General features: G+C 46.0%; 7 protein-coding genes. 3 read left to right on the forward strand and 4 right to left on the reverse strand.

Going from position 1 to position 12,474, the window contains the following annotated elements; translation table 11 throughout:
• Window positions 1-59 precede the first annotated feature (59 nt).
• The 4 genes from GT360_RS15060 to GT360_RS15075 form a co-directional block, all read right to left on the reverse strand.
• Window positions 60-3,266: a mechanosensitive ion channel domain-containing protein gene (locus GT360_RS15060; RefSeq protein ID WP_239502670.1), complete on the reverse strand. Its 3,207-nt coding sequence runs from the start codon at window positions 3,264-3,266 to the stop codon at window positions 60-62.
• A 224-nt stretch (window positions 3,267-3,490) separates the two neighbouring features.
• A complete protein-coding gene (locus GT360_RS15065) occupies window positions 3,491-5,155 on the reverse strand; it encodes a methyl-accepting chemotaxis protein (protein ID WP_164649787.1) in 1,665 nt (554 codons plus the stop codon).
• A 269-nt stretch (window positions 5,156-5,424) separates the two neighbouring features.
• Window positions 5,425-7,578 (reverse strand): heparinase II/III domain-containing protein, encoded by a 2,154-nt coding sequence (locus GT360_RS15070; RefSeq protein WP_164649788.1) that lies wholly within the window; start codon window positions 7,576-7,578, stop codon window positions 5,425-5,427.
• Window positions 7,579-9,735, reverse strand: a complete 2,157-nt coding sequence (locus GT360_RS15075; RefSeq protein WP_164649789.1) for a heparinase II/III domain-containing protein — start codon at window positions 9,733-9,735, stop codon at window positions 7,579-7,581.
• Window positions 9,736-10,047: 312 nt separating this feature from the next.
• On the opposite strand from GT360_RS15075, the gene GT360_RS15080 reads away from it, so the two are divergent.
• From GT360_RS15080 to GT360_RS15090, 3 genes are read left to right on the forward strand one after another with little or no spacing between them, the layout of a single operon-like run.
• Window positions 10,048-10,383: a cupin domain-containing protein gene (locus tag GT360_RS15080; RefSeq protein WP_164649790.1), complete on the forward strand. Its 336-nt coding sequence runs from the start codon at window positions 10,048-10,050 to the stop codon at window positions 10,381-10,383.
• Window positions 10,384-10,414: 31 nt separating this feature from the next.
• A complete protein-coding gene (gene kdgK / locus GT360_RS15085; RefSeq protein ID WP_164649791.1) occupies window positions 10,415-11,341 on the forward strand; it encodes a 2-dehydro-3-deoxygluconokinase in 927 nt (308 codons plus the stop codon).
• A 32-nt stretch (window positions 11,342-11,373) separates the two neighbouring features.
• Entirely contained in the window at window positions 11,374-11,997 is a 624-nt protein-coding gene (locus GT360_RS15090) for a bifunctional 4-hydroxy-2-oxoglutarate aldolase/2-dehydro-3-deoxy-phosphogluconate aldolase (protein WP_164649792.1), read from the forward strand.
• Window positions 11,998-12,474 lie beyond the last annotated feature (477 nt).

The raw sequence follows: 12,474 nt of genomic DNA on the forward strand, positions 1-12,474 counted from the left end.
TAATATAACCACCTTTATCCCTGTTTTCAACTCATCATACAAAATCGTGCTCAATTGGACTAGGTTTCACTGCTTTCCCCTCCGCGCGGTGGCCAATCACGAACGTGGATATCCATTTGTGGGAATGCAATTTCAATTTCGTTCTCTTTAAATAGTTTGTCGATGGTTTTGTTTAGCGTATGGATAGTCGATAGGCGGTGGTCAATCGCAGTGATATGAACTCTAAGTTCAAAGTCTAAACTGCTCGCGCCAAAGGCAAGGAAAACGACCGTCGGTGATGGGGTCTCGAGAACAAGAGGGTGCTCATCGGCTATCTGATTCAATAGAGCTTCCACTTTCTCGACATCAGATCCGTAAGCGACGCCAATCGGGATAACGATGCGCGTAATCGGGTCGGTGAGTGACCAGTTGATCAGTTTTTCGGTGATAAAGGTTTTGTTAGGGACGACGATCTCTTTGTTGTCCCAGTCAATAATTGTCGTGGCGCGGGTTTGAATTTTACTGACCGTCCCCGAAAGATCATTAATGGTGACAATATCACCGATACGAATAGGGCGCTCAAACAACAGGATCAGGCCGGAGATAAAGTTGGCGAATATCTCTTGCAAGCCAAACCCCAGGCCAACACCAAAAGCCGCCACCAGCCATTGTAATTTTGACCATTGGAACCCGAGTAGGGCGAACGCTGAGAACAGTCCTCCCATTACGATGAGATAGCGCATCAGCGTTGTCACCGCGTAACCTGCTCCGGGAGCGAGCTCTAATCGTCTCAACACGAGAAGCTCTAAAATGCCCGGTAAGTTGCGAACTCCCACCCAAGTCACGATGGCAGTAATCAACGCATAAACCACCGACTGAAGTGTGATGTCGACAAGTTGTGTACCGCTTTGTGTGGTTTCACTCACCTGCCACAGGACAACTTTATCCAGCATGCTGGTCATTTCGAGTGCGCTCGACCATAAAGTCAGGATAGCGATGATGAGGCCTATTAATGAGAGCCCTCGCAAGAGTGTCATGGATTGCTCACTGATCACTTCACTTCCTAGCCCCTGATCTTCTACCTCGGGAAATGACTCTCTTAGCTCTGATATCTCAGACGATGCCTCAGCCTCTTCGGCTTGCTGTGCAATGAGCTCTTCTCTGCGTGCAAGTAGCCGTTGATAGTTGAGCTGTCGGTGCTCAAGCTTGAGCCAACGTTCACACATCTGATAAGTGAGTAGGAAACCCAATATGACAAAGATGGAGAGTTGTTGATAGATAAGAATCAGCCATGCCGCAATGTAGTAGCCCAAGATAGCCATGACCGCAATGACGACAAAAGACCCCAATATGATGGTTCTCAGCATCAAAAGAGGGAAACCTTGATTGAATGGCGCAGGGATAGTTGTCGGTAAGTGTTCGCTTCTTAGCAGTGAGTAGTACACCACTGACATACCGATGATGAGTTGCAGGAAGAGAACCCTAGACAGTTCGGCTTCGTTATTGCCTGATATGATCTCGACAAGAAAGATAAGTAGACACAGAACTAAAAACGGCCAGCGAATCCGATAGCTTTGCTGGTGCAGATAAGCACGAATATGTTCAGGCCAGCCCAAGTGAGTGACAAGAAGCCCTTGCTTAAAGCTCAGTGAGTGAAGCATTTCATTGGCGAACAACCCAATACTGGCTGAGAGTGCAACAGTCTTGAGTTCAGAGGAGGCATCATTTGGCCAAAGACCGTCAATAGAAAGTGCGGTGATACTAAACCACAGGGGCAGAGCACAGGAGCGAATAATCGCATTAAACACCAGAATGATAGAGTGTCGGAAGCGGTCTTTAAGTGGATGACCAAAGACTTTCGCATATTCCGCTCTGAGCTTAGATGATTGCTTGTTGAAGTAGTGGCGAATAATCAGAAGGACGCCAGTGTAAGTAAAAAACAGCCCTAACAACGTGGTCATTTTCTTGCTGGATATGGCGGAGAGCAGTGTCGCTAGTGGTGTCGCATTTCCAGTCCAAGTCAAAGCACTGAAGTCAGTCAGATGCTCCCACATTGGCACATTACTGCGAGTCCAAAGTTGTTGTTCAGTCAGAAATTTACGAGCAGTTTCCACTTCCAGTTGGTATTGGTTCTGCGCTAACTGTTGTTTGCTGAGAGAGACGATCAACTTTTCGTAGTTGTTTAGCAGCTCAACCCTTAATTGATGTGCAAGTGCCGTGACGGGATTATTCAATGTGCCTGCCATGCGGTTGGTTTTGAGCGCGCTATCCATCGCCTCGTCATCGAGTATCTGGCCAATTTCATACTTGCGGATATGGGCATTGGCTATTTGATCCGGAATCGTATCTCTACTGAATGAGGTAGGTAACCTTTGTAACTGAGCACGGATTGACGCACCAAACGAGGTGCTGCCACTAAGCCAACTGAGATTATCTTTAATCAAGCGTTGCTCATCAGTTAAGTTACGTCTCTCTGAATCAAGACGTTGCGCGTCTACCCGTGCTTGTTCTACTAGAGCCAGCACCGACTCCAGCTCGTCAGCGTCATCCACCATACTATCGAGCTGTTTTGCCAAATTGTCATTGGCATTACCTCGGTTGTCACTCATTGAGCGAGCTCGGCTAATCAATTCCTTTACTGAAGCTTGTTCAACGCTGGTCAGGCGCTCTTGCCATTGAATGACCAGTGGAGAGCCGATTTGAATTTTGTTCTCGACAAGTTGTAGCTCTAGTCTAAAAAGCTCTGTTCTCTCATCCAGACTATCAAGCTCCGCTTTCATCACCTCACGATCTAGTCGCAGAGCCTCCAAGCTCGCCAGCCCCAGCCAGTCATCAATCGTTGAGGATTGGTTTGGGGCATTGAGTGACTCTTGATCTATTTTTTGGTCGAGTTGAGCTAAGGCTTGAGGAAGGGTAGTTCGGTCACTGCTGAGTTTTTTTGATTGCTCTGTCGTGCTTTGCAGAGAGGTGCGCCATTCACTCAACGCCGCCTGCAGTGAGTTAATATTTTGCGATAGATCCGCTGAACTCTCTTCAAGACCACTTTTGAATATCTCTAGGGTAGGGACTTCTTCAATTTTCTTAAGTAAACGCTCTTTTTGCTCGGGGAATGAGCTGATTGCCTTACGATACTCATCGCGCTGGTTTTTCTGTTTATCGAAATTATCGACTTGGGTGAGTAGAGTTTGATATTGGCTAATGAGGAGATCATTCTTGGGATCTTCGGCGCTTAAGCGTGTGATTTCCGCCTCGATGGTTTGCTTATCAGGTAGTACATTTGCCTGCAAAGTGAGGCTGCATGTAAGAGTGATAAAAAGACTTAAGAGAACAGACCAACATCTAGTGAACGACATGAGCGTAGTGACTCCCTTTCTATTAAGCAGTGGTTTGCACTTTTCAATAGTAAGTGTATACGCAAGTTCTCGATCTGGAGGACGAAGTAAAAAAAGAGGACAAAGAAAAAGGAGCCGTTGAGTACACGGCTCCTTTGCGTAGGGTTTTGGTTATAGTGTTAAGCGATTTTAAAGCGAGAGATCAACTGCTCTAACTGTGATGCTCGGCTATTTAGCTCACCACTACCCGTGCGATTGAGCTCAGCTAGAGAAGCTGAGCGAGCACTTTGATCAGAAATCGTTACAATGCGTTCTGCAATATCACGACCTACTGCCGCCTGTTCCTCGGTTGCAGTTGCGATCAATGAGTTCATGTCGTGAATGTTAGCAATCGCCCGTTGGATTTCTTCTATAGCAGACGCCGCCGCGTTGGCTTCTTGTACTGTGTCGTCACCGCGCTCACGACTTGTGTTCATCGATTGAACTGCTTCGTCTGAGGCTTGTTTTAGACGTTCAATCATCGTGTGGATGTCACCAGTGCTCTGTTGAGTACGACTTGCAAGTTGACGTACTTCATCGGCTACAACCGCAAAGCCACGCCCTTGTTCACCCGCGCGTGCTGCTTCGATTGCCGCGTTCAGTGCGAGAAGGTTCGTTTGCTCAGCGATATCTTGAATCACAACCAGCGCAGTTGAAATGCTCTGTACGTTGTCTTCAAGACGCGAGATAACGGTGCTTGCTTCCAAGACTTCGTCAGCGAGTGATTGCACCGAACGTGCTGCACGGTTTACGGTTTCTTGAGCCGATCTCGCATTGGTGTCAGCCTCTTGCGCTGACTGTGCCGCGCTCAATGCATTTTGTGAAATCTCATGCGAGCTGGAAGTCATCTCAGTCATTGCTGTCGCGACTTGCTCGGTTTCGCGGTTTTGCTCTGCTGCTAGCGTATCAACCTCATGTGCACGAGATGACATGGCGTTGGTCTCTTCAACCACGGCTTGGCTGGTAGAGGAAACGTTAGAGATTATCTCTTGCAGACTAATAACAAACGCGTTGAAGTTAGTGCTAAGTTGATTGAACTCTGACGCAGCAAAGTTTTCCATACGAGCGGTAAGGTCGGCATCGCCTTTAGCGAATGATGCAAGTGATGTATCGAACAGCTCAAGTGGTTTCATGATACTGCGAGTGATCAGTGTTGCAATGAAGGCCACTGCAATGATGACAGCAAAGCTGATTGAACCCACTGCCATGATTGAAGACAATACGGCAGCGTTAGATTTTTCCTCCATCTGACTGATCATGTTGTCGATATCATCCGTGTAGAAACCAGTCCCTAGCATCAAGTCCCACTCAGGGATAAAGATAGAGTAACCAAGCTTTGGTAGTGCCTCACTTTGACCCGGTTTCGGGAAGTAGTAAGTGGTGAAATCCCCTGTTTTTGCATTACGAATCAGATCTTGGATGAAGCGATTACCGCGGGCATCTGTCGCGTTATAGAAGTTCTTACCAATATCTGCTGTGCTTTTACCTACAACAACACGGTGACCTTTTGAATCATAGCCGAAAATATAGCCGTCTTTGCCGAATGTCATGTTACGTAAAATTGGCATGGCTTCTTCAAGATCTGCCCCTGCGTCAATCAGAGGCTGAACCGCAGATTCTGCCATTTGGAGATAGTTCTTTAACTCCGCCTCTTTGGAGGCAAGCATATTTTCACGGGTATCAGAGAACTGCTGTTGAGTAAGATCTTTTGTCTTGAAGTATGTGACAGACAGCATGCCAACAGACACCAAGATTAAAGGAATTATAGCGAGTATATACAAGCGCTTACGAATAGAAACGTCCATGATTCAACCTTTTATAGTATGTTATGTTTTGGTGGATTGTACATGCATGTTTCAAAATGTAACGTTGTATTATTAACAAATTTATTAATTGTTATGGAAAAAGAGATTTATTGATCTGAGCAGTATGGGTAAGTTGCTGAATTAAAAGTGGTTAGTATTTATACCGTACGGTCTGGTCAGAGGAGCGAATAAAAAAGCCAGATGCGTCCTGCATCTGGCTTTTGCTTAGTTCCCGAAATAAGTCGCTATGACTAAGTAGTGCTACTTAATTAAAGCTGTGCGAATGCACCTTCCCAAGTGAATGACTCGCCGCCGAACTCAACTGTGTGAGTTCCTGCTTGCTTGTCTTCGCTCAGGTTGCAAATCGCGTATTGGTAGGTGTTACCTGTTGTTGTTGCGATACGAACAACAGTACCAATCTCGTTGTGACCGACGACTGTTACAGACTCAACTAGACCGCGAGCGTTAGTCGATTGCTCGAACTCTTCGTTAAAGTAGCCGTGAGTTTCTAGAACAGAAGCGAATACATGATCTTTTGCCGTTTGACGGTGGATCATCGCAGGTTCGCTACGTAGATTGAAGTCTGGATCGTTCGCGCCTAGACGAGCAAAGATTACTTCGCTGTCTGCCGCAGATGCACTGGTTACTAGTGAGTAGTAGCTGTTGTTTACAAGCCAGCTTACTAGTGAGCTGCCTTCGACTTTACCTGAGCCAAGGTTCCAAAGGTGTTGGTAACCATCTGAATCGCCGACAGGCTTCAGAGTTGACTCTGTGTTGTAGTCGAAATCAGTACGGATGATTTGACCAGAGTAGTGTACTGGTAGGTCGTACTGGTTCTCTTGCTCAGATTCGATGCGGTAAACATCGATCACTAGCGGCTTTTCAAACTCTGGTAGATCAGCAAGAAGGATGCTGCGCTGCATTTCTGTGCCTTCGTAGTAGCCAGAGATACGGCCGCTCATGCCTTGTAGCTCAGTGTTGTCTGTGTTGAAGAAGTGCTTCTCACCAAACTTAGACTCAGCCAGTGCTGTGTTGAAGTTGTTTTGTGTCTTCTGGTTAACGGTTACCGTGTTGTGAGCAACAGTTTGTTTACAGTAAGACTTGTTCTCAGGGATGTAACGACCGCCGAACTTAGGCTCAACGTTTACCCAGCGACCGTAGCCGTAGTCGTGAAGAACTTCGTGGCCGCGGTTGAATACACTTAGGTGCAGACCGTCGTAGTGACCGTGGTCAAGCGCAGAGTGGTACTGGTGGTCAGAACCGTGTTGGCCGAACCAGATTAGTGCCATGGTGTCGTCGTCTTTCGCATCACGGTGACGCAGGATACCTAGGCCACCTTTTTCGCCCTCTGGACCATCAGTGATGTATAGGCTGCCCCAGTTAAATGGCTTGATTTCATCAGCCACTTCCACTGCGTTAGACAGAGTAAGGCCTGAAGAGTGAACCCAAACGTTTTGCTGGTGGTTAGCCATAGCGAGTAGCGTTTCAGCTTGCTCGTAACGGTGGAAACATACCGATGTTGCCATAACAACACCCTCATCGTTGATAGAGATCGTCTTCGATGAGTCGTTACATGCAGGTAGAGTGCCGTCAGGGAATGCCGTCTTAAATACCGCGTAAGACGTCGTTTTGATCACTGAGTTGTTGAACTCGTAGATACCGATTTCTGGCTGACGACGTTCGATAGCTTCTGCAAATAGGTAGATTGGACGCAGTGAGAAACGGTGGTAGTAAGGACCTTCCATGTAGTAGCCGTCTGGCGAGAACAATTGATCTAGTTGAGCTAGGAAACCGCCGCTGACTTTGTCTAGTTTTAGACCGTAGAGTGCTTTGTCTACAGATTCTTGGTCATTGATGGCGTAGCCACAGATACCTACAGCCGCAACAGCCCAAAGACCGTGGTTGTGAACGATGTCAAAGTCGTGACCGTAAGTCACAACAAATAGGTCAATCATCTGCTTGAACAGGTCAGTTTCAATCAGCGTTTTTTGCTCATCAGAAAGTGTGTGGAATACACAAGAGTACGCACACGAAGCGTAAAGCATCCACATGTTTTCGTTAAGTGTTTGGTGGAAGATCTTACCCGGTGGGTTAGTATCTTTACTTACGTTGCTCTCAAGAGTTGGGTATACCTTAGCGTATGCAGTGAGCATGTCTACGATGTAGTCACGGTACTTCTGGTCTTCTGTGATAAGGAAAAGACGACCTGCGATGTCCATGTGAATGTAGTTTTGCTTGTGACGGTTGTGCTCGTAACCGCCACCTTCACCGTGACCTGGAACCTCGATACCGACTTCTGACATGTAAGCATCCGCTTGCTTGATGTCTCGTGCAAGTGCTTTACCCAGCAGGCTGTCCGTGCCTAGTGCGCCACGAAGTTCTGCTGCTTCGTCGAAGTTAAGTAATAGTGGTTGGTAGCTCATTTAAACTGTCTCCTGAGGGATAGCTTGGATTTCAACTGAATAGAAACCTGTCCAGTTGTAAGTTTTATCATTAATGATTATTTCGTTGTTTGATGTCTCAGATGCGTTCGCATCATTAGACAGTAGCAGAGTCACAAGCGATTGCTCGGTTTCAATCTCAACTGCAGAGGCAGTATCAGTATGACCCAGTACTTTAATGTTATTAACCTTGCCGCGTGCGTTTACCGACTGTTCGAACTCTTCATTGAAATAGCCATGTGTCTCCACCACAGAAGCAAACAAAGATGTCTCGCCCTTGCTACGTAAGATAAACGCAGGCTCGCTACGAAGGTTAAAGCTCGGATCATTAGCACCAGTGCGAGTGAAAATGACTTCACCGTTATTATTGGAGCTTGTGCCCAGCCATGTGTAATAGGTGTTGTTTTGCAGCCAGCTAACCAGCGCGGTGTCGTTGGCTTCACCTGCACCGATTTTCCATAGGTGCTGATAACCCGCATCTGAACCAAGAGATTCAAGCGTTTTGAACGTCTCATATTCAAAATTGGTGCGGATGATCTGACCTTGATATTGATGAGAGTAGTCGTATTGATGCTCACCCTCACCCTTGATGCGGTATAGATCGATCAATAGTGGTGCTTCAAGCTCATCAAGAGTGAGAAGGAATGCGCTGCGCTGAAGGCCAAAGCCATCGTAATGCTCGTTAGCAAACGCGCTCATGCCCTTAAGCTTCTCATCGTTCACTTGGAAGAAGTGGGGCGTACCACTGACTGAGTCGGCGCGGTCTACATCGAAGTCGTTTTGGCAAGTTTCATCAATCGTAATCGCATTGTGCGCGATAGTTTGACGAGCATAGCCTGGGTTTTCTGCTAGGTAACGGCCGCCAAACTTAGGCTCTACATTGACCCAACGGCAGAAGCCATATTCACGCAGTACTTCTTGGCCGCGATTAAAGAAGGTAATACCTAGCGTATCGAAGTGACCATGTCCCATGCCGTGCATGCCGTAGTTCATGACAAGCTGGGTGACGTCACCACTGTTATCTTGCATACGAACGAAGCCTTGTGCTCCTTGGTCACCATTTGGACCTTCAGCCAGTTCCATACTAGGCCAGTAAGGCAGGCCAATTTCACGTTCCGCTTGGGCTTTTTCATAGGCTTGAGATAGCTTAAGGCCGCAAGGGTGCATCCACACACCGCCTTGGATCTTAGCCATGCCAAGAATGTTGTCGTCCAGCTCATAGTGAGCACCATAGATACCCACAGCAACTTGTACGCCAGCGTCATTGATACCCATACTTTGTGATGCATCATTCAGTGCAGGGAAAACGCCGTTCGGGTAAGCCGTCGCAAGCAGGGCTTGAACGGTATTGCCAACCACACCGTTTTTGTAGTTGTAGATATCCACTTCTGGCATATGACGGTGAATGATCTCAGCCAACAGAACCAGAGGGCGGATAGTAAAGCGAGAATAGTATGGCCCTTCAAGGTAGTAACCTGATGGCGCGAATAGATTTGATACTTGGTCTAGGAAACCACTGGTGGCTTCACGATCTTTACCGTAAACCGCCATCTCAAGGTATTCAGGGCGATTGATAGCGACTGCACACGCACCGACTGCCGCGACAGCCCACACACCATGGTTGTGGATATGGTCAAAGCGGTAAGCGTATTTCTCTGTGCTCATCTCAATCATTGGGATAAACACACGCTCGATGATGCGGTCACGCTCTTCTTGCGTCATGGTTGAAGCGACACATGAGTAAGCAATACTGGTAAACAATAGCCAGCCATGCTCATTAAGAATTTGATGGAATAAACGACCAGTAGGGTTGGTATTCTTTTGAACCTGATAGTCTAGAGTCAGGTACTTATCTGCGTACCAGTTCAGTAAGTCTTTTACAAAGGTAGCGTATTTCTTTTCCTGAGTAATAAGGAAAAGGCGACCAGCGATATTCATATAGGTGTAGTTTTGCTTATGGCGGTTGTGTTCGTAACCACCGGCTTCACCATGGCCAGGCACATCGAGAGGAAGCGCCATGAAAGCATCCACTTCTTTGCGGTGTGCTTCGATGGTACGCCCCATTAAACTGGATCTACCGACTTCTTTACGAAGTGCTTCAATTTCTTCCTGGGAAAGAAGGATTGGCTGTGTCGTCATTATGCTAATACCTTAGATAAGTATCGATATTCTATAAGGTACAATAAAGTAATACAATAAGAGGTTTCATGGTAGCGAGACAAATCAAAACAATGATCGACATCACGCAAGTGTCTTTAACTCGATGATTTATAACGGTATTTTTACGCAAGTCGATGGCTTGTTCGGTTTTTGTGCAGCTGAGTAGAGGGCTTTTACTCGACGGTTAATTGATTTATGTCACATAATTATGGATATATTGTATGACAATTAAGTTTGATGGGCTATGATTACCCCAACAAAAGACAAAGTACTTTATTCGGAGATTAGAAAATGAATCCATTTTTTGTAAATGCTGAGCACCCATGGGAAGACTTGGGCGATGGTATCAAGCGTAAGATCGTTGCTTACACTGATGACCTAATGGCAGTTCACCTGAACTTTGATAAAGGCGCAATCGGCCACCCGCATACTCATGAAATTCATGACCAAATCGGTTACGTTGTTCGTGGTAGCTTTGAAGCGGAAATTGACGGTGAGAAAAAAGTACTAAAAGAAGGCGACGCATACTTCGCTCGTAAACTTGCTATGCACGGTGCAGTTGCTCTAGAACAAGACAGCATTCTTCTAGACATCTTCAACCCAGCTCGTGAAGACTTCCTGAAGTAATCTCTGCGTATTCAGTTGTTAAGGTAATTAAATGAACACATTCAACATTGCAGTCATCGGTGAGTGCATGGTTGAGCTTCAGAAGAAAGAAGGTGAACTAAAGCAGACGTTTGGTGGTGATACACTAAATACTGCACTTTACCTTTCTCGTCTGACGAAAGCTCACAACGTTAACGTAAGTTATGTATCGGCTCTAGGTCGTGACCCATTCAGCATGGAAATGCTAGAAGCTTGGCAACAAGAAGGTATCAACACTGATACGGTTCTTAACGTTGCTGATAAAACACCAGGCATCTACTACATCGAAACGGATGACACTGGTGAGCGCAGCTTCCACTACTGGCGCAGCGATTCTGCAGCGAAATACGTTTTCGACCAGCCAGAATCTGAAGAGCTTATTGAAAAGCTTTACTCATACGACGCTGTTTACATGAGTGGCATTACCTTGGCTATCCTAACGGAAGCAGGTCGCGAAAAGCTATTGACTTTCCTTGAAGCATTCAGTGAAAAAGGCGGCAAAGTTATCTTTGATAACAACTACCGTCCTAAGCTATGGGCAAGCGCTCAAGAAGCTCAGTCTTGGTACCTAAAAGTACTTAAGCACACTGATATTGCCCTACTGACTTTCGACGATGATCAACTACTATTTGGCGACATTTACGTTGAACAGTGCATCGAACGTACTTCTTCTCTAGGCGTTAGCGAGATTATCATCAAGCGTGGTGGTGATGCGTGTCTTGTGGTTGAAGGCGACGAGCAAAACTACGTAGCAGCAAACAAAATTGACAACGTAGTGGATACCACTGCCGCGGGCGATTCATTCAGTGCTGGTTTCGTAGCAAAACGCTTTACTGGCGGTACTGCTCGTGAAGCGGCGTTCACAGGCCACTGTGTTGCTGGTACGGTTATTCAATACAAAGGCGCGATCATCCCTAGTGATGTAATGCCTGAGCTGTAAGCTACTACTTCTAATTTAAAGAGAAAGTTACAATGACGACATTAAATGAACAGCTAGCTAACCTTAAGGTTATCCCTGTAATTGCAATCAACAAAGTTGAGCACGCAATTCCACTAGGTCGCGCACTGGTTGAAAACGGCATGCCATGTGCAGAGATTACGCTACGTACTGAGTGCGCAATCGAAGCAATCCGCGTAATGCGTAAAGAATTCCCAGAGATGCTAATCGGCTCTGGTACTGTTCTAACTAACGAGCAAGTTGATGCATCTATCGATGCTGGCGTTGATTTCATCGTAAGCCCTGGTTTCAACCCACGTACAGTTCAATACTGTCTAGACAAAGGCGTTGCGATCGTTCCTGGCGTAAACAACCCAAGCCTAGTTGAGCAAGCGATGGAAATGGGTCTACGTACTCTTAAATTCTTCCCAGCTGAGCCTTCAGGCGGCGTTCCAATGCTTAAAGCACTAACAGCGGTTTACCCTGTTAACTTTATGCCAACTGGCGGTGTTAGCCTTAAGAACGTTGATGACTACCTATCAATCCCTTCAGTACTTGCTTGTGGCGGTACTTGGATGGTTCCAACGAACCTAATGGACGAAGGTAAATGGGATGAGCTTGGTGCTCTAGTTCGCGATGCGGTTAAGCACGTAAACTAATCTCTAGTTCTGTATAAAAAAACGAGCCATATACGGCTCGTTTTTTTTTGCGCTAAGCTTAGTGAGGCACAAACGAAGCAAGGTGACGGTAATGGAGCTCTAGGGGCGAACTTTATACCCAGTTACACTCACAGACGATTTTATGTTCGACATCGATAAGTCAGTAACTGCGGTTTGATTGCCAAACAAACTTGCGTCGTAAATTTTTAGACTCAGACTGCTGCCTACCAGCTAACTGCCTAATATAATTGAAGATTTAATTCTATTTAAATAATAATACAATATATCAAATGAATTTGAGTGTGTTTGGGCTCTAAGTATCTAATAAATATAGCTATGCGCCTTGTTGTACTTGGGTTTTATTGCCGTTTTTTTTATTCATAAACAGTTGCTCTAGATCACATTAAAAGCTTATTGTAGTACAAATGGGTTTAAGAAAAGAGTAATCTTACCCGCAGTAAATCATAAACCTTTTAA

This window comes from Vibrio astriarenae (assembly GCF_010587385.1).
Lineage (GTDB): Bacteria > Pseudomonadota > Gammaproteobacteria > Enterobacterales > Vibrionaceae > Vibrio > Vibrio astriarenae.

What these genes read in the sequence shown, in the direction of transcription:
- GT360_RS15090 (WP_164649792.1), top strand. Translation starts at nt 11,374, where the DNA reads ATGACGACATTAAATGAACAGCTAGCTAACCTTAAGGTTATCCCTGTA.
- GT360_RS15070 (WP_164649788.1), bottom strand. Translation starts at nt 7,578, where the DNA reads ATGAGCTACCAACCACTATTACTTAACTTCGACGAAGCAGCAGAACTT.
- GT360_RS15080 (WP_164649790.1), top strand. Translation starts at nt 10,048, where the DNA reads ATGAATCCATTTTTTGTAAATGCTGAGCACCCATGGGAAGACTTGGGC.
- GT360_RS15075 (WP_164649789.1), bottom strand. Translation starts at nt 9,735, where the DNA reads ATGACGACACAGCCAATCCTTCTTTCCCAGGAAGAAATTGAAGCACTT.
- kdgK (WP_164649791.1), top strand. Translation starts at nt 10,415, where the DNA reads ATGAACACATTCAACATTGCAGTCATCGGTGAGTGCATGGTTGAGCTT.
- GT360_RS15065 (WP_164649787.1), bottom strand. Translation starts at nt 5,155, where the DNA reads ATGGACGTTTCTATTCGTAAGCGCTTGTATATACTCGCTATAATTCCT.